The 18406-nt window shown below is 60.1% G+C and carries 15 protein-coding genes; 7 read left to right on the plus strand and 8 right to left on the minus strand.

The genetic code is table 11. From position 1 onward, the window contains the following. The first annotated feature begins 52 nt into the window (after positions 1-52). Together LZG00_17090 and LZG00_17095 are read left to right on the plus strand one after the other, a co-directional pair. Positions 53-3457: an efflux RND transporter permease subunit gene (locus LZG00_17090; GenBank protein MCF3595711.1), complete on the plus strand. Its 3405-nt coding sequence runs from the start codon at positions 53-55 to the stop codon at positions 3455-3457. An 87-nt stretch (positions 3458-3544) separates the two neighbouring features. Then, positions 3545-4534 carry a hypothetical protein gene (locus LZG00_17095; GenBank protein MCF3595712.1) on the plus strand — a complete coding sequence of 330 codons (990 nt, stop codon included), beginning with the start codon at positions 3545-3547 and terminating at the stop codon, positions 4532-4534. 30 nt (positions 4535-4564) lie between these two features. Here the strand turns inward: LZG00_17095 and LZG00_17100 are convergent, their stop codons facing one another. Then, complete coding sequence (locus LZG00_17100) at positions 4565-4825, minus strand: hypothetical protein (protein ID MCF3595713.1); 261 nt, start codon at positions 4823-4825, stop codon at positions 4565-4567. A gap of 148 nt (positions 4826-4973) precedes the next feature. Between LZG00_17100 and LZG00_17105 the strand changes: the two genes are divergently transcribed. Beyond that, positions 4974-6170: an alpha/beta fold hydrolase gene (locus LZG00_17105; GenBank protein MCF3595714.1), complete on the plus strand. Its 1197-nt coding sequence runs from the start codon at positions 4974-4976 to the stop codon at positions 6168-6170. Here the strand turns inward: LZG00_17105 and LZG00_17110 are convergent. Continuing rightward, positions 6164-6361, minus strand: coding sequence for a SlyX family protein (locus LZG00_17110; GenBank protein ID MCF3595715.1), 198 nt, complete (start codon positions 6359-6361; stop codon positions 6164-6166). The genes LZG00_17105 and LZG00_17110 overlap by 7 nt on opposite strands. A 220-nt stretch (positions 6362-6581) precedes the next feature. Here LZG00_17110 and hisS point away from each other — a divergent pair, with 220 nt between their 5' ends. Genes hisS through hisG form a run of 3 tightly spaced genes read left to right on the plus strand, consistent with a single transcriptional unit; the run spans position 6582 to position 9866 of the window. Continuing rightward, entirely contained in the window at positions 6582-8069 is a 1488-nt protein-coding gene (hisS, locus tag LZG00_17115) for a histidine--tRNA ligase (GenBank protein ID MCF3595716.1), read from the plus strand. Between the two features lies 1 nt (position 8070). Next, positions 8071-9174 carry an ATP phosphoribosyltransferase regulatory subunit gene (locus tag LZG00_17120; protein MCF3595717.1) on the plus strand — a complete coding sequence of 368 codons (1104 nt, stop codon included), beginning with the start codon at positions 8071-8073 and terminating at the stop codon, positions 9172-9174. After that, positions 9171-9866, plus strand: coding sequence for an ATP phosphoribosyltransferase (gene hisG / locus LZG00_17125; protein ID MCF3595718.1), 696 nt, complete (start codon positions 9171-9173; stop codon positions 9864-9866). Before LZG00_17120 ends, hisG begins: the two co-directional genes overlap by 4 nt. Before the next feature lie 175 nt (positions 9867-10041). Here hisG and LZG00_17130 read toward each other — a convergent pair whose 3' ends face one another. Together LZG00_17130 and LZG00_17135 are read right to left on the minus strand one after the other, a co-directional pair. Further along, positions 10042-10401, minus strand: coding sequence for a PRC-barrel domain-containing protein (locus tag LZG00_17130; GenBank protein MCF3595719.1), 360 nt, complete (start codon positions 10399-10401; stop codon positions 10042-10044). 212 nt (positions 10402-10613) lie between these two features. Then, the gene (locus LZG00_17135) at positions 10614-11045 is read right to left on the minus strand and encodes a DUF1489 domain-containing protein (protein ID MCF3595720.1); all 432 of its coding nucleotides are present in this window, start codon (positions 11043-11045) and stop codon (positions 10614-10616) included. 198 nt (positions 11046-11243) lie between these two features. Between LZG00_17135 and LZG00_17140 the strand changes: the two genes are divergently transcribed. Further along, a complete protein-coding gene (locus LZG00_17140) occupies positions 11244-13739 on the plus strand; it encodes an adenosylcobalamin-dependent ribonucleoside-diphosphate reductase (protein MCF3595721.1) in 2496 nt (831 codons plus the stop codon). A 400-nt stretch (positions 13740-14139) separates the two neighbouring features. Here LZG00_17140 and LZG00_17145 read toward each other — a convergent pair whose 3' ends face one another. The 4 genes from LZG00_17145 to LZG00_17160 form a co-directional block, all read right to left on the minus strand. Beyond that, the gene (locus tag LZG00_17145; protein ID MCF3595722.1) at positions 14140-14577 is read right to left on the minus strand and encodes a hypothetical protein; all 438 of its coding nucleotides are present in this window, start codon (positions 14575-14577) and stop codon (positions 14140-14142) included. Between the two features lie 76 nt (positions 14578-14653). After that, positions 14654-15067: a hypothetical protein gene (locus LZG00_17150; protein MCF3595723.1), complete on the minus strand. Its 414-nt coding sequence runs from the start codon at positions 15065-15067 to the stop codon at positions 14654-14656. A gap of 378 nt (positions 15068-15445) precedes the next feature. Beyond that, entirely contained in the window at positions 15446-17647 is a 2202-nt protein-coding gene (locus tag LZG00_17155; protein MCF3595724.1) for a Mu transposase C-terminal domain-containing protein, read from the minus strand. Beyond that, a complete protein-coding gene (locus LZG00_17160) occupies positions 17647-18390 on the minus strand; it encodes a hypothetical protein (GenBank protein ID MCF3595725.1) in 744 nt (247 codons plus the stop codon). The genes LZG00_17155 and LZG00_17160 overlap by 1 nt, the downstream gene beginning before the upstream one ends. Positions 18391-18406: the final 16 nt, after the last annotated feature.

Genomic DNA, 18406 nt, shown 5'->3' on the forward strand with positions numbered 1-18406 from the left:
ATGGCGGCGCGCCGGGTGGTCTGGTGACGCGGCCTGATCGGTGGTCTTGCAAATGTCGGCCGGGCGCATGAACCCCGGCGGTATCCTGTCTTATTTTACCCGTCATGCGACGGCGGCGAACCTGCTTTTGGTGATGTTGCTGGTGGCGGGGCTTGCTGCCTTGCCGAAGATGCGTGCGCAGTTTTTTCCCGATGTGATCATCGACAACGTGCGCGTGAACGTCGATTGGGAAGGCGCGGGGGCCGAAGACCTGGACGGTGCCATCGTGCAGGTTTTGGAGCCTGTGCTTTTGGCGGTGGAAGGTGTGGAAAGTTCTTCAACCGGGTCGTCGGAAGGGCGCGCGCGCATCGCTCTGGAATTTGAGCCGGGATGGGATATGGCGCGGGCCGCCGACGATGTGCAGACGGCGCTTGATGGGGTGACAACCCTGCCCGAGGACGCAGAGGAACCCGAAGTCATCAGGGGCGTATGGCGCGACCGGGTGACCGACGTGGTGATCACCGGGCCGGTGGGCAGTGAACAGTTGGGGCGGTTTGCCGATGAGTTCGTCTCACGGCTGTTTGCCGAAGGGGTGACGCGCACCACGATCCGGGGCGTCGCGGCGCCGCGCACCGTGATCGAGGTGACATCGGCCAATCTGATCGCCCATGACATCAGCTTTGCCCAGATTGCCGCGGCGGTTGCCGCCGAGGTCAATGCCGATCCTGCGGGGGATGTGGAAGGGGCCAATACGCGCGTGCGGACCGGCACGGAGAAGCGGGCGCCGGAACAGTTGGCGCAGGTGGTTTTGCGGGTCAATCCGGGCGGTGCGAAGCTGACTGTGGGAGATGTTGCGCAGATCCGGCGCGAGGGGATGGACCGCAACCGAAGCTATTATGTCGGTGAGAACCCGGCGACGTCGATCCGGGTCGACAGATCGGCGCAGGGCGATGCGATCAAGATCCAGGCGCAGGTCGAAAAGGTGGCCGCCGAGATGCAGGCGACAATGCCTGCCGGTGTGTCCATCGAGCTTATCCGCACGCGGGCCGAGGCGATTACCGACCGGCTTGATATCCTGATCGATAATGGCGCGATGGGGCTGGTTCTGGTTCTGTTGCTGTTGTTCCTGTTTCTCAACGCGCGCACGGCGTTTTGGGTGGCGGCGGGCATTCCGGTGTCGATGCTGACCGCGATTGCGTTGATGTATGCCTTTGGGCTGACGATCAACATGATCTCGCTTTTCGCGCTGATCATCACGCTGGGCATTGTGGTGGATGATGCCATTGTGGTGGGGGAGCACGCCGATGCGCGGGTCAAGCAATTGGGCGAGAAGCCGTTAGAGGCGGCGGAGAACGCGGCGCGGCGTATGTCGTTGCCTGTCTTTGCCTCGACGCTGACCACAATCATCGCGTTTTTCGGGCTGACCGTTATTTCAGGGCGGTTCGGCGATATGATTGCCGATATTCCGTTTACCGTGATCATGGTCTTGGTGGCGAGCCTTGTGGAGTGCTTTCTGATCCTGCCCAATCACATGGCGCATGCTCTGAAACATTCGGCCAAAGAGCATTGGTATGATCTGCCCTCAAGGTTGGTCAATCGCGGCTTTGTGTGGGTGCGTCAGTGGCTGTTTCGCCCGTTTATCGCCGGAGTTGTCTGGGCGCGCTATCCGGTGTTGGCGGGGGCGGTCTTGTTATTGGCAGTGCAAGCGGCGAGTTTCATTCGCGGCGATGTGCAATGGCGGTTTTTCAATTCGCCCGAGCGCGGTTCAGTGACCGGCAATTTCGCCATGGCGCCGGGGGCGATACGTGCGGATTCGATTGCGCAAATGCATTCGCTGCAAGCCGCAGTCGATACGCTGGGTGCGGAATATGAGGAGCGCTATGGGCGCAATCCGATTGATTATGTGATTGCCGAGGTGGGGGGCAATTCGGGGCGTGATTTGCCCGGTGCCGAAACCAAGGATGCCGATTTGTTGGGGGGCATTGCAATCGAGCTGATTGATGCCGATCTGCGGCCTTATTCCAGCTTTGCCTTTGTCGCCGAATTGCAGGATCGCGTGGAACACCATCCGCTGGTTGAGGTACTGAGCTTTCGCGGCTGGCGTTCAGGGCCGGGAGGCGATGCGCTGGACGTGCAGTTTTTTGGTGCGGAGGCCGAGACGCTGAAGGCGGCGTCGGAGGCGTTGAAAACCGCTTTGCTGCGCTATCCCGAAGTGAGTGCGGTTGAGGATAGTCTGCCTTATGACAAGGACGAGTTGATCCTTGAATTGACGGCGCAAGGGCAAGCGTTGGGCTTTACCATTGATGGGTTGGGGCGGGTGCTGCGGCATCGTCTGAACGGGCTTGAGGCGGCGACCTATCCCGACGGGCCACGCAGCGCCGAAATTCGCGTGGAGCTGCCCAAGGGGGAGTTGACGGCGGATTTCATGGAACGCAGCCAGATGCGCACGCCATCGGGCGCATATGTGCCGCTGGCCGATATCGTGAGCGTGCAGCACCGCGCCGGGTTCTCGATGGTGAAGCGGGAGAATGGTATTCGCACCGTGTCGGTCACCGGCGATATTTCCGAAGATGATCCGGCGCGCGCTGCCGAGATCATGCGGGCGTTGGAGCAGGAAATTCTGCCCGATATCGCCGCGCGTCATCAGGTGGAATGGCAGCTTGCCGGGCTTTCTGAGCAGGAGGAGGAATTCCTCGCTGATGCCAAGCTTGGGTTGTTGCTGTGTCTAACGGGTATCTATCTGGTGCTGGCATGGGTGTTTTCGAGTTGGACCAGACCGCTGGTGGTGATGGCGATTATTCCTTTCGGGTTGGTCGGTACGATCTATGGCCATGCAGCGTGGGATGTGCCGCTAAGCATGTTCACGGTGGTGGGGCTGTTGGGGATGATCGGGATTATTATAAATGATTCCATTGTGTTGGTCACAACCATTGACGAATATGCCAGCGAACGTGGGCTGGTGCCGTCAATCATTGATGGCGCAGCGGATCGGTTGCGGCCCGTGTTTCTGACCACGGCGACGACGGTGATCGGCCTTGCACCGTTGCTCTATGAACGCTCGCAGCAGGCGCTATTTCTCAAGCCGACGGTCATCACACTGGTTTACGGCCTTGGCTTTGGCATGGTGCTGGTTCTGATGGTGGTGCCTGCGCTGATGGCGATACAGTCGGATGTTCAGCGTCAGGTTGCTGCGTTTCGCCACGGCATTCGCGCGCGCAAGGGCGCGGGGCTGGTACGGGGGCTGACCGGGGCGGGCGCTGCGCTGGTGTTGATCTGGTTGGCAATGACGATGGGGCATGTGCTTTGGACGGGCGCGCTCTGGTCCGGGCTGGATGCGGTCTTGCCGGGGCTTGGGGCAATGCCTTCGATGCTGGCGGGGCTGATCGCGTTTGTGCTCGGGGTCTTTGCGGTGAGTATCGGGCTGTTTGTGATTGGCGCTTTGGGGCGGCTGACGGCGGCGCGCGGCGCGCGGAGTTAAGCCGAAACCCAGCGTAAAACGCCGGGCTGCTGGACCGGGGGCTGCGGAATCAGATATGGGGGCAGGCGTTGCGCTTGGGGGGATGTCATGCTCAGATCTGTTTCTTTATTCACGGCGCTTGTGGTTTTGTCGGCTTGCGGCGGTGATCCGCTGGCCAATGTCCAGCGGATTGAGGATGTGGATGTGGCGGATGCTTCGCCCGTGGTTGAAGCGGTGGCAGCACCCCAGGAAAGCGATGAGAGCGTCGGTTTGTTTCAACGCTTGATGCGCAAACGGCAGGTGACGCCGGAGGCTGAGGCCGACGTGGCAACTGAGACTGGGAGCGATGACGCTTCCGCTGATGCCGCTCGGGTCGAGACAGTGCAGACGGTTGAAACCGCCGCCCCACGCAAGCGCGGCTGGTTGTTTGGCGGAAGTTCCAAGACCAAAGCTGCGGGGGATGCGCCCGGTGAGGTCGCTGCGGGCGAATCTGCGCAGACGGTCCAACTGGCCTCGCTTGAGGCGGCGCCGAGCGTTGCGCCGACGCGTCAGAGCAATACGCGCCGGGGATTTTTTGGCGGCTCAAAATCGGCCGGGCCTGGGGCGTCTAACCTGCGTGAGGTTCTGGCGGGCGAGGTTCTTCCCTATGGCGAGATCGCGCGCGCCTGCCATGCCAAGGGGTCGAAACTGGGTCAGGTCGTCGCCAAATACCCAGAGCGCGGCACGAAATACCGGGTTTATGACAGCGCGCCGGGGCACGTTGGGCTGCATAGTTTCTTCATCACCGGCTTTGCCGATGGGTGCCCACGCCAGTTTACCGCCGCGTTGGCAGTGTTCGGCTCGCCCGGCATGTATGAGGCGCTGCGCTATGGCCTGCCTGTTAACGAGCGCAGCAGAAAGCCGACCGATATTGCCTATGAAAAGGTGAAATCCAGCAAGTGTGGCGTTAGCCGGACGAAACCTTGCGGTTCCAAGATTTCGCGGCTGGAGAAAGACACTGTGTTCCTGAGCCTTTATAATCGGTTTGAGGGCGCGCAGGGCTGGACCAATCTGTTGCTGAGCGATGGCAAGGTGGTGGCGTTGGACAAGGAAGGCTGAGGCGGATTGCTCCGCCTCTTGCCGGGGATTTTACGCTTGGGTCTGGCGGCGTGCCTGTCGCGACGCGGTGGCTGATTTCGCGCGGTAAGTGCGCCCGGCGCGCTGTGTGACGTTGGCAGGGGGTGTCGCTTTGACAGGGGGGCGGGGCCGCAAAAAGCCAGTCAGCATGCGAAAAAGTGATTTCAGGGCCTCATGATAGCTTTGGGCACGAATTTGGCGAGTGCGGGCAAAGTAATAGGCATAATCAATCGAACCGTCGGCTAGGGTTTTGTAATCGGGTTGCTGTGTCATCTGGTGTTCCTTCCACGTTGATGAGATCAGCATGCCTGCCGATGCGCTGCCCCACTTGAAGAACACCTTTAGAAGCCCTTGAGATTTCCTTGATTTTCGTTGGGTTTCGCCTGATCGTTGCTGCATTCCCAAGGGAAAGCAGAATTTCATGCGCTATCGCTTTGCCAATTGCGTTCTTGATACCGACCGCCGTGGGTTGTTGCGCGATGGTGAGGCAGTGTCGGTCGAGCCGCAGGTGTTTGATCTGTTGGAATTGCTTGCGCAGAACGCCGGGGCGATGGTGAGCAAGGATCAACTGATCGAGGTGGTCTGGGGCGGGCGGATCGTGTCGGAGGCGACGATCAGCGCGCGGATCAATGCGGCGCGCCGTGCTGTAGGGGATACCGGCAAGGCGCAGGCGGTGATCAGAACTGTGCCGCGTCGGGGGTTCGAGATGGTGGCGGCGGTTATTGCCGAAGGGAGCGGTGCGGGACCCGCGCCGCAGGCTGCATCCGACATCCCGCAAACCATCCGCTATACCACGTCAAAGGATGGCACCAGCATCGCCTATGGCGTGTCGGGCAGCGGGCCGCCGTTGATGCGTGCGGGGCATTTTCTGACCCATCTTGAGGTCGATTGGCGGCAATCGGTGTTTCGCCCGTTTCTTCAGACGTTGAGCCGCGCGCATAGGCTCGTGCGCTATGACATGCGCGGAATGGGGCTGTCACAGCCGGATGCTGAGGAACTAACGATTGAGCGCTATATCGAGGATATGTTGGCTGTGGCCGATAAGGCGGGGTTGGAGCGGTTTCCGATCCTGGGGATTTCGCAAGGCGTGCCAATCGCCGTGAAATTTGCCGCTGAATTCCCCGAGCGGGTGAGCCGTTTGGTGCTTTATGGCGGATTTGCCCAAGGGCGTGCGCTGCGCGATGGCGGGATGCGTGTGGAAGAGGCCGAAGCGATGAAGGCGATGATCCGCGCCGGGTGGGGCAAGCCGGGAAGCGCGTTTGTCTCGGCCTTTACGGCGGTGTTTTGCCCGGATGCCACCAAAGCGGAACGCGACAGTCTGGTTGAGACACAACAGGCGTCGGCCACGCCCGAAATGGCGTTGAAGATCAGAACGGCGCTGGATCACTTGGATGTGAGTGACGCGCTTGCCAAGATCGTCGCGCCGACATTGGTGGTTCATGCCAGCAACGATGCGGTCAATCCGATGTCACAGGCGCGTTTTCTGGCGGCGCATATCGCGGGGGCGGAATTGCGGGTGTTGGAGAGCAATAACCATCTGTTTGTGCCGTCCTGCCCGGCGACGGATGAGTTGTTGGCGGTCTGTCTGGAATTTCTGGGGCGCGATTTGGATCAGTAGTGCGGCGGGGGTGGTTCAGAGGCGCCGAACGTATGGCTGCCACTGGCGGCTTCGCGTTCCCCTTCGCGGCGCATCAGCATTTCGACCCGGCGTTTGAGCGTGTCTATGTCCTCGGCCTGCGTGGCGATGATCGTGCTGAGATCATCGACGGTGCGTTCGAGATGGGCGATTTTTTCTTCGAGCCGTTCCATGAGTTTCTTCTGACGTGGAGGGGCGGAGCGGTCAAGGGCCGTTCGGGGGGCTGTGGGCGGCGATTGGCGGGGGCTCTGCCCCCGCGCCCCCGGGATACTTTGGGCAAGATGAAAGAGGGGCGGGTGAATGTGGTGGGGTTCGGCGTCCAACCACCACCTTGCCCCTGCGCGGGCCATCCGGTAGAGGCAAGGCGCAAGTTCAAGGCAAGGAAAAGCCCCTATGGCCAAGCAGAAAAAAGCCCCGCGCCCCAAGGCGATCACGCCCAAGGGCTTTCGCGATTATTTTGGTACGGATGTGACCGAACGCGCCGAGATGCTGCAAAAGATTGCCGGGGTCTATCACGCCTATGGGTTTGACGCGTTGGAAAGCAGCGCGGTTGAGACGGTTGAGGCGCTGGGCAAGTTTCTGCCGGATGTGGACCGCCCGAATGAAGGTGTGTTCGCTTGGCAGGAAGATGATGACGGCGACAAGGGCGATTGGCTGGCTCTGCGCTATGATCTGACAGCACCTTTGGCGCGGGTTTATGCCCAGCACCGCAATGATTTGCCCACACCTTATCGGCGCTATGCCATGGGGCCGGTGTGGCGCAACGAAAAGCCGGGACCGGGGCGGTATCGTCAGTTTTACCAGTGCGATGCGGATACGGTGGGCAGCTCAAACGTGGCGGCGGACGCCGAGATTTGCGCGATGCTGGCCGATTGTCTTGAGAAGGTTGGGATTGAGCGCGGCGATTACATCGTGCGGGTGAACAACCGCAAGGTTTTGAATGGTGTGTTGGAAGTGATGAATGTCGGCGAGGGCGAGGCGCGCGATGCCGTGCTGCGCACCATCGACAAGTTTGACAAGGTCGGCGAAGCTGGTGTTCGTGAGTTGCTGGGCAAGGGGCGTTTGGATGCCTCGGGCGCGTACATCGACGGTGTGGGTTTAAGCGATGCGCAGGCCGAGCCGGTAGTGCGGTTTCTGACCTCAAAGGGTGCGGATAATGGCGCGACATTGGCGAATTTGCGTGAAGCGATTGGCGCAAGCGCGATTGGTGCCGAAGGCGTCGCGGAGTTGGAAGAGATTGCCGCGCTTTTGGCGGCGCAAGGTTATGGTCCCGACCGGATCGTTATCGACCCCTCCGTTGTGCGCGGCCTCGGTTACTACACCGGGCCGGTTTATGAGGCGGAGTTGACCTTTGAAATCCTCGACGAAAAGGGGCGCAAGCGGCAGTTTGGATCGGTTGCGGGTGGTGGGCGCTATGACGATCTGGTCAAGCGGTTTACTGGTCAGGCGGTTCCCGCGACCGGGGTTTCCATCGGCGTGGATCGCTTGTTGGCGGCGCTGCGTGAGAAGGGGCGGATCGTCTCAAAATCGCAGGGACCAGTCGTGGTCACAGTGATGGATCGCGAGAGGATGGCAGACTATCAGGCGATGGTGGGCGAGTTGCGCGCGGCGGGTATTCGCGCCGAAGTGTATCTGGGCAATCCAAAGAATTTTGGCAATCAGCTTAAGTATGCCGATAAGCGCGAAAGCCCGGTGGCGGTGATTGCCGGGAGTGAGGAATTCGAGGCGGGGCGGGTGCAGATCAAGGATTTGATTTTGGGCGCAAAGATTGCCGAAAACGCCACACTGGAAGAATGGAAAGAGCGCCCGAGCCAGTTTGAGGTGAAGCGCACGGAATTGGTGGCCAAGGTGCGTGAAATCCTTGCCGGGCAGGCGGACTGAGATGCCACAAAGAGCGGCGAACCGGGCCGAAGCGGCGCGATTGATGCGGGCGTTTGAGGCGGCGGGGGCAACGGCGATTGAGGCGGCGATATTGCTGCCTGCGGAAACCCTGCTTGACCTTTATGGCGAGGATATTCGCGCGCGCGCCTATGTGACATCGGATGCTTTGCGCGGTGAGCAGATGTTGCGCCCGGATTTCACTGTTCCGGTGGTGCAGATGCATATGGCGCATGGCGCGGAACCGGCGCGCTATACCTATGCAGGCGAGGTGTTTCGTCGTCAGGAAGACGATGCGGAGCGGGCCAATGAATACCTTCAGGTAGGTTATGAGGTGTTTGAACGCGACAATCCGGCGGCGGCGGATGCCGAGGTTTTTGCGCTGATCCAGACTGCGTTGATCGGCCTGCCGGTGCGCGCGGCGACGGGTGATATCGGGATTTTGACGGCGGCTGTCAGCGGGCTGAACACGACGGAGCGGCGCAAGGCGGCCTTGATGCGTCATATCTGGCGGCCGCGCCGGTTTCGCGCGCTGATCGACCGGTATTCGGGGCGCGTGCCTATGCCACCCAGCCGCGAAGCATTGTTGGCGGCGGAGGACGCCTTTGCTGAGGCGGGGCCCGAGATCGGGCTGCGCAGTCGCGCCGAAGTGGAAGCCCGGATTGCGGCGTTGCGCGACGATGCGGAGGCACCGGCGATTGCGGCGGGTGAGGTTGATTTGATGGACGCGCTTTTGGGCGTGCGCGAAACGATGCCTTATGCGTTGGAACGGTTGCGCGACATCGCGGTGGACATGCCCGCGATTGGCGGCGCGGTTGAGCGGCTGGACGCGCGGGGCGAGGCGTTGTCGCAGCGCGGTGTTGATGTGGCGCAGTTGGAATTCGAAGCGACCTATGGGCGCACTCAGATGGAGTATTACGACGGCTTCGTGTTCGGGTTTTATGCCGATGCGCGCCCCGATCTGCCCGCCGTGGCGACGGGTGGGCGCTATGATGCGCTGACCCGGAGATTGGGGCAGGGCAATGGCAAGGCGGCGCGTGAAATACCGGCGGTGGGCGGCGTGGTGCGGCCCGGCCTGATGCTTGGCCTGAGGGAGGGACGGCTATGACGATCAAGCTGGGCGTGCCGTCAAAGGGTCGGTTGATGGAGAAGACATTCCACTGGTTCGGGCAGCGCGGCATCACGTTGATGCGAACCGGGTCAGAGCGGGAATATGCGGCAGCCGTCGGAGGCATCGATGGGGTTGAATTGGTCCTGCTGTCGGCGGGGGAAATTCCGCGCGAGATGGCCGCTGGGCGTATTCATCTTGGTGTGACGGGAACCGATCTGGTGCGCGAAAAGCTGGGCGCTTGGGAGCGGCAGGTCGAGGAGTTGGCGCCGCTGGGCTTTGGCCATGCGGATCTGATCATTGCAGTGCCGTCTTGTTGGGTGGATGTGGATATTCTGGATGATCTGGATGCGGCGGCGGCGGCGTTTCGGGCCAAGCACGGATTTCGCCTGAGGATTGCCACGAAATACCACCGGTTGGTGCGTGACTTCCTGCGAGAGCATGGGGTTGCGGATTATCAGCTGGTTGACAGTCAGGGCGCGACCGAGGGCACGGTAAAGAACGAGACCGCCGAGGCGGTGGCCGATATCACCTCGACGGGCGACACGCTGCGGGCCAATCATTTGAAGATGCTGGATGATGGGCTGATCCTGAAGAGTCAGGCGACGCTTTTCCGGGCGCGAAGTGCCAAATGGAGCAAAGCAGACCTGCAGCTTATGGCCGTCTTGAAGGATAAGCTTGAAATCGACTAAAGCGTTTCTTGCTAAATCTGTGGCAGGGATGAGTAGAAACTCCGCGCAACACTTCAACAGTGTGGGCGTCTCAAGACAAACCCGTTAATCAAGTTTATCTCGAAACGCCTGAATGGGCCGCCGCGCCGGGAGGGGACGCGGCAGCCCGAGTTGGCCAGTCTCGCGACGTGAGTGGTTAGAGCCAGTAGAACGGCGCGCCGTAATGTTCGTGGGTGCGGCGCTCCCATTCGCGATCAGCATGCCAGCGATCTTGGGGCTCGGGGGCACCCTTGACGGTTTCCTCGGTAAGATCGGTTACGAAACCGTTTTGTTCGGGGCTGTAGCGAAGCGCGTGCCACGGCACGGGATAATGCTCTTCGCCGATCCCAAGAAAGCCACCAAAGCCCATAACGGCATAGGCAACTTTGCCAGATGTCTTGTCGATCATCAGATGATCGATTGCGCCGATATTGCTGCCATCGCGGCCATAGACCTCGGTTCCGGTTACGTTTGACGAGGAGACGAGTGTGTTTGTGGTCTCGGTTGTGGTGGTCATGATTTCTGCTCCTGTGTTGCGGTTGCATGTAGGCTCAACGCCGGTTTGCGTTGCTGGTTCCGAGGAGCGTGGGAGGGATGGCGGGAAGTTGCTTATGACGCCGCCCTGAGTGCTGCGCAGATGGCTGTCACGACTTGGTCGTCACAATGATGCGGGTGGAGTGCCGAAGGCAGGTCGCGTCCCGGTCTCGCAAATCGCTGGCATATGATGGATCAAAGCACGCCGATTTCGGCCAGGCGGGCCGAGAGGTCAGGGGGCAGGTCGTCGTCGCTGGCGCGGGACTTGGAGAGATCGGGCGGGGCATCGGCGGGGTCGAGATAGCGCCAGCCCTGAAATGGGCGTTTGAGGGCGGCGGTGGTGTGGTGTAATTCAGGGTCGAGCACCATGGCGCAGCGGCGGATGCCGTCATCGCCGATCATTTCGTCGAGGCGCAAGAACCGCTGGCGGCATTGGATGGCGCCCTTGATGACCCAATAGATCGAGCCGCCGTTGAGCAGTTCTTTCTCGCGCTTGGGCCACATGCGTGTGACATGATAGGGCAGGCCATCCGGGGTCTCGGAGGCACGGATCTTCTGCCAAGCGGCGAGAGTTTCGACGCTTTCGCTTCCGACAGAAAGTTTCACAATATGCACGAAGTTCTTCAATTGTTCCCCCTAGATGTGGTAGGGTAAAAGTCTTCCGCCGATTCTGCCAGTGGGTGTGACTTCACAGTTGCCCGGGAACTGCACCGTTGAGCGAGATTCGGGATGGCCCTTTGTTTAGGTGTTGCCCGTGCCTGTCGCTCTCAGTATGCGTCGGATGCCTTGAGTCCGCCTTGCAACCTACCGACCGGATGACATGATATGAGCCGTTTTGCCGCCCCCATCGCCGAACAGATCTGGGATATGAAATATCGCCTGAAAGAAGCCGACGGCACGCCGGTCGATCTTTCGGTTGAGGACAGCTGGCGGCGGATTGCGCGGGCATTGGCCAAACCCGAGGCCGACGCGGATGCCTGGGAAGAGCGGTTTTACAGCGCGTTGGAAGATTTCAAATTCCTGCCTGCCGGGCGGATCACGGCGGGGGCGGGCACGGCGCGCAAGGTGACGCTGTTCAACTGCTTCGTTATGGGCACCATACCCGACAGTATGGGCGGAATTTTCGAAGGTCTGAAAGAGGCCGCACTGACCATGCAGCAGGGCGGCGGCATCGGTTATGACTTTTCCACCATCCGGCCAAGGGGTGCGGATGTGTTGGGGGTTTCGGCGGATGCAAGCGGCCCGCTCAGCTTTATGGATGTGTGGGACGCGATGTGCCGCACGATCATGAGCGCAGGGTCGCGCCGCGGTGCGATGATGGCGACGATGCGCTGTGATCACCCCGACATCGAGGATTTTATCAGCGCAAAACGCGATTCCGCGCGGCTCCGCATGTTCAATATGTCGGTGCTGATCACCGATGATTTTATGGACGCGGTAAAAGCGGGCGGCACGTGGGAATTGAAATTCGGCGACAAGATTTATCATACTGTCGAGGCGCGTGATCTGTGGAACTTGATCATGCAGGCGACCTATGATTATGCCGAGCCGGGGGTGATTTTCATCGACCGGATCAACCAGATGAACAACCTTAACTACTGTGAGGAGATTGCCGCGACCAACCCGTGTGGTGAGCAACCATTGCCGCCTTATGGAGCTTGTTTGCTTGGCTCGATCAATATGGCGCGTCTGGTAAAGGCACCGTTTGAGAAAGGCGCAGAGATTGATGTGCGCGCCTTGGACGAGCTGGTCGCAACCGCCGTGCGGATGATGGATAACACCGTGGATGCCAGCGGCTTTCCTTTGGAGGCACAGGCACGTGAGGCGCAGGCCAAGCGGCGGATCGGGTTGGGTGTGACCGGTCTGGCGGATGCGCTTTTGATGGTGGGTTTGCGCTATGGTAGCGACGAGGCGGCGGCGCAGACGGAAGTTTGGCTGAAGGCGATTGCGCGGGCGGCCTATCTGGCGTCAGTCGGGCTAGCGCGCGAAAAGGGCGCGTTTCCGCTGTTTGATGCGGAAAAATACCTTGAGAGCGGATCGCTTACCCATATGGACGCCGACGTGCGAGATGCGATTGCCGAGCATGGCATTCGTAACGCGTTGTTGACGTCGATTGCGCCGACGGGGACGATCTCGCTTTATGCCGGGAATGTCTCATCCGGGATCGAGCCGGTGTTTGCCTATGCCTATACCCGCAAGGTTTTGCAAAAAGATGGCTCGCGCACCGAGGAAGAAGTGGTGGATTATGCCGTCGCGCTGTGGCGTGAGAAGTTTGGCGACGCACCCTTGCCCGAGCATTTTGTCGATGCCCAGACGCTGGCACCGCAAGACCATGTGAAGATGCAGGCGGCAGCGCAGAAATGGGTGGATTCAAGCATTTCCAAGACGATCAACGTGCCCGAAGATATCTCGTTTGATGCGTTCAAGGACGTCTACATGCAGGCGTGGGATACCGGCTGCAAAGGCTGCACGACCTATCGCCCAAATGATGTGACGGGGAGTGTTTTGAGTGTTGGGGGGGAGAAGCCTGTCGATATCGCAGCAAGATTAAAAGATCTTATGGCATCGAACAATCTTAAGGCAGCGACGTTGTCAAAAAAGGCTGGTCTAAATGCACGCGCCGTAACTGATATTATTGATGGGAGAAGTCAGAGTCCGCGAACAGATACTGTAGTCGCTCTCGCAAAAGCTCTGGACGTTGATGTGAGCGCATTGATTGGTAAGCATCGGGAGTTGGCCCCCGAACTCATTTCCAACACCGACGCCGAACCGCTGACCCCGCATGGCGATGTGGTCTATATGACCGAACCGCTGGACCGGCCGCAATCGCTGGAAGGCTCGACCTATAAAGTGAAATGGCCCGACAGCGAACATGCGCTTTATATCACCATCAACGATATCATCATCAACGGCCATCGCCGCCCGTTCGAGGTGTTCATCAACTCCAAAAACATGGAGCATTTTGCCTGGACCGTGGCACTGACCCGGATGATTTCGGCGGTGTTTCGGCGCGGTGGCGATGTCTCGTTTGTGGTTGAGGAGTTGAAAGCCGTGTTCGACCCGCGCGGCGGGGCGTGGGTGCAGGGGAAATACATCCCTTCGATTTTGGCGGCGATTGGCGGCGTGATCGAGCGCCATATGATCGCCATTGGCTTTATCGAAGGCGAGGGGATGGGCTTGAAATCCGACCCCCAAGCGCAAGTGGTGAACCTTGACGAACGCCCCAAGGGGCCAGCCTGTCCGAATTGCGGGCAATATGATTTGCGCATGGTGGAAGGCTGCATGACCTGCGGAAGCTGTGGGCATTCGAAATGTTCTTAGGGGCCCGCGGTAGTTCCTATTATGACGACAAGCTAATTTTGGCCATTTTCGGGAAAAAATGGCCATTTTACAACTTAACGGCGGCCATCGAGGAAAATCGCGTTTGCAGCGTGATTTTCACTGCTCTTCGCGATTTCCGCCTAAGGCTGGCTTCCTGAACAGAACATGGGTCCGGGCGTCAGTCAACGGAAACGGAAACTAAAAAAAATTCAAAGAATCTCGCTAAAGGATGAGCGCGGGATCTCCTTTTGGACAGGACGGGTTGCCGGGCGCTTGTCAATGGTTGGGGAGGATGCCGCAAACGTAAAAGGCCGCGGGCAATCCCGCGGCCTTCGAGTGTCTGCGCCTGATGGTCCCGTATCGGGGGGCCGCCATACCCAGCTTGAGGGTTAGCTCTGCGTCAGGCGGCTTTCAGACTGGCGATCTGAAGCTCTGCATCGACGCGGGCGGCGAGAAGGTCGCGCATGGCCAGCACCGTCCTGAAATACGCCAGATGCGCGTCGAGCTCGGTGCCCGCTTCCGACAGGATTGGCACCGATCTGACCCGGCCGACTGCGCCATCTTCCGGGTCATGGACCCCGTCGAAGACGTTCCGGTGGCCCAGAGTTTCGCGTGCAACCGCCTCCTCCAGGATACCGAGCACAGAGCCGATGTGATCGACTGAGGTTGATGCGAGCGGCCCCTCGTGGCGCAGAGCGGCAAGCGCGCGCAACAGAGCATTGAGATTTGTCGCAGAAAGGGGTGTGGAGTCGCACTGGACCGCGTCATGCATGACATCGAGCCCGAGCAAGATGCGTGCCCAGAGGTCTTCGAGCGACAGGTGATCGTGATATTTCATTGCTTCTTCCTTTCATCGCGCAGGGCGCCGATGGGTGGAGTCCATCTCGCCAGCCGGTTGCGGTCGGCGAGCCATTTCAGGCGGCGTCCTGTTTGCGCAAGGTCAGCGCCAAGGCGCCCCGGTGCTCGTCTCGCTCGCCGATTTCGACCAGCAGGTCGAAAAGCCCGTCGGTGAGAAGGCAGATCTGCTCGACTTCAGGGCAGCCAGGATCGAAAAGCACCCAGGACGAAAGGTCCGGCTCAAACCCCTCAAAGACCGGGTCGAGGGACAGTAGCCGGTGCAGATCGACCAGCTTGTGCCGGATCCCGCGATTGAGGCATGTCGCCTCGCGTAGGTCGGACATCAGCCGCAGGACGCGGGCGGTGCCTGCAGCGCCGTTGATTAGCCCGGCAGCATTGCACAATGCGGCCCCGGTTTCGACGAAATGGGAGCGGACGGCAGTAAGCCCTGGGTCTGCGGACAGGGTCTTGGCAAGTATTTTACGCAGCATGGTGGTCCTCCTTTTTGTTGCGCGTCTGCCATTCGTGGCAGCATCAAGCCTGTCTGCAGTCGAGTGTTCGCGGATGCTCTCCTTTGGTCATGTCCGGGCAGCCGAGCTCATATTCTCGTCTCCTATGAAGGACATTGGCTGTTTCCCAGTAAGGCGAAGAAAAAAACTTCGATCCGGAAGAAAATCTCGCAGGATTTTGTCATTAGCCGGCTCCACCACGCCGGGTGATGACAAGATCAGCGGAGAAGGAACCGCCTTCCATGCGCTGGCATACCGGGTTCGGGCCCAGTGTTCGCCCTCACCCGGCGGCGGAAAAAGAAAGGCCCCCGCAGCCGTGGATGACTGCGGGGGCCCAGCTCGAGGGCATGCATGGGGCGCCTACTTGTCGCCAAAACTCCAGGTCTCGGCACCGTCGTCGGCCGTCGGCCCGGAGATACTGCCATCGGGCACCTCCGAAGTTTGTGCGGCCCGGGAGTGCGACGTCGGAAGCTCGAGGCCCAGACCATCGGTCGCGGGAGGCATCTGCGCCTCACGCGGCGTTTCGTCTACCTCGAACCCGACGAGAAGCCTATCCTCAAGCTCAGCCAAGCGCTCCTTGGAGTAGTCATCAACCAGGAGCCTCTGGCGGGCCAGGGCGTTGGCGTTGATCTCCCGAATCCGGGACATCGCCTTGAATATGACCACCTCGTCGATTTTTGTCTGCGCCGCGACCGATGCTCGGATGTCTTGCGCGGCCAGGATCCAGGTCTGGGCGCGCTCGCCCCTATAGCCCTTGAGCACCGAGGGCACTTCGATCCAATGGCCATTCAGTTCCACCGCGATGGCGCCGATATCCTCCGAATAGAAGCGGACCCGGACCTTCTTTGACGTGGTATGCATGAACCAGCGGGCGAGTACCTTCGAATGATATCGAATGCCCAGCACGGTGATTCCCTTCTTCGTGACGGTTTTCTCCAACCGCGTGCCGAGCGCCTTGCGCCGCAGTTTCACGGACGGCATCGGCGCGACACCATACTTCGCAACCAACCTGTTCCAGCAATTCAGCGGGGTTTCGCCATTGAGCCCGGCATGGGGGCGGCGGTGGTAGACATCCACAACCCAGCGGACCAGCGCCTCGCTCAGGTCCTCGATGGTCAGGGCTGCGCGCTCTTCGGCATCGTAATCGCCTTTGACGACCGTGTTGCTGAAGGTGCGCCCGGAGAATCGCCCGATGAAGTTGTTCGCCATCGTGCCGAACATCCGCTCGATCCTGGCCCGAAACTCGGGCATCCCGGCGGGCCCGGCATCGATATTGATCCCGAGGTCGGCTGCACCGACCCGGGTGTCAAAATCGATGAAGGCAGAACCGCAATCGGTAACGATCAGCTCCGGCGTGCCCGACATGTTCCAGGGGGTCAGTGCCCCTACAGCATCAGTCCATTGCCCCTTGTCACGCACGATCATGTCGATGGTCTGCATTGCGCTACGTGCGCTCGGCACTCGCGAGAGCTTCATACCGAGTATGCAGCGGGTGGTAGTGCAGATCGCGGCGGTCAGGTACCAGCGTGTCCTCTTGCCCTCTTCGAGACCAAAGCTGGCTTTCTCCTTGTCGCTGAGGATTGACCAGATTCCGGATGTGGCAAGCAAGGTCATGAGATCGACTTTCCACTCATCCATCTCGACCCGCTCGAGCGGCCGGGTCAGCTCGAGGCCCTTGCCGACAGGCGCGTTGCGCTTGCGCGCCTCGTCCAGCCCGAACCGGGCAATGTCGACTTCGAACGGGTCGAGCTTCTTGATCTCGAGACGGACTGTTTCACGTGATGGCATGACCAAAGGAGATTTGGCTTTCTTCCCTTTTTTGCCTTTCTCCTCTTTCTTGCGAAGTTCTTCGCGCCGAAGGTTTTCGGCGATGAACGCATCGCGCACATCTTCGACCACCTGGGCAATTGAAGGTTGTTCCATGACCAGGTAATTCCGCACAGTCTTCGAAAGAAGCGCAAGCTCTTCAGGACCAATGCGGCGGATGCGTCGGCTATTTGCCCCACGACCGTAAAGTGCCGACATGCCGTCGCGGCTGAAAGCGGCGACGCGCTTTAGAAGCCGGCTCGCGCTGATCTTTGTCGGTACGATCATCTTGTTGCCGCCAGTCTCGATCGTGTCGCCTTCGCTCGGGATCGACAGGTACTTTCCAGCCCGGAACTTTACCTCGCGCAAAGCCGCATTAGCCGATTTCTCAGTGCGTTTGACCTTCCCCTCGGCTTCCATCTCGAGGAATGCGCGCACCAGGGATTCATGGTACTTGGCTTTCTGCTGCTGCTTCAGCGGGAGAGGGGAGAGCTCCTGTGCCGGTGCCCTCAGCCGCCGCTTCGCGCTCTCGGGCAAGAAAGCATCGCGGCGGTGCTGGAGCCCGCCAAGCGTGACACGTTGCGACAGAACCGCATGGGAGAAGGATTCTGCGACGCCGGTGCCATCCGTGCGAGCAAACACGTAACCACCATCACTGCAATCGATGGCGCGGTAGGAGATACCTTCCATGACGATTTCGTCATGTTTTCCGAAGGCAAAGCGCGGCAGGGTCGGGCTGGGCAAAAGATCGAGCATCACGCGGCCCTCCGGATGATGTGGGTGTCGTAATCGATCCGCGCCGGGCGCTGGAGTTCGAGTTCACGGGCGCCGACAAGCCGCGCGATCGAGCGAAAGCCACGGCCGCCAAGGCCGGTATGCTCGACCAGATCGCCGATCTTCGCCGCGCCAACCAGACCCGCAACCGCGTTCCGCATGGCGGCGTCCGCCTCGGGGTCCGGCTTTCGCACGGCATTGAAAAGCGTCGCATTATAAACATCGTCGGGATCGAGATGCTTCTCCGTCATCATTGTCACGCGCTCCGCGAAGTCCGGGGTGACCTGTGCGGCGATACAGCCGATCAAGTCACGAAAAACCTCATCCGCGAGTTTTTTGTCATACTTGACCATTATCGCAACCCGGCTGCCGTCAGCCATCGTTGCCCGAAAATCGAAGAAGTGCCTCTTCTTCGATCCATCCTCGGCTTGCCAGTTGAACAGGACCTGGTTTTCCAGGTTCACGATATCGGGCCGGGCGAGCAATACAAGCGCCACACGCTTCTCCGTGAGGCTTTCCGTGTTCATCACGCAACCGGCACCCGGCCCGTGCACGAAAGCGCAGGCGAAATGCTTCTTTGCGCCGACAGCTGGCGTACGCGCGGTCACAGGGCGCGCTGGCAGCGTGGCCTCTGAGTTCGTGTTGGCAGCAGCGGCGTACGTGAGCGAACTGCCATCGCTTGCTTGGCTCAACTCGAACCCGTTATCGTTATGGGGGTGATCCAATTTCTTGCTCCTTCTT

The sequence above is a fragment of the Rhodobacteraceae bacterium LMO-JJ12 genome (assembly GCA_021555075.1).
Classification (GTDB): Bacteria; Pseudomonadota; Alphaproteobacteria; order Rhodobacterales; family Rhodobacteraceae; genus JAKGBX01.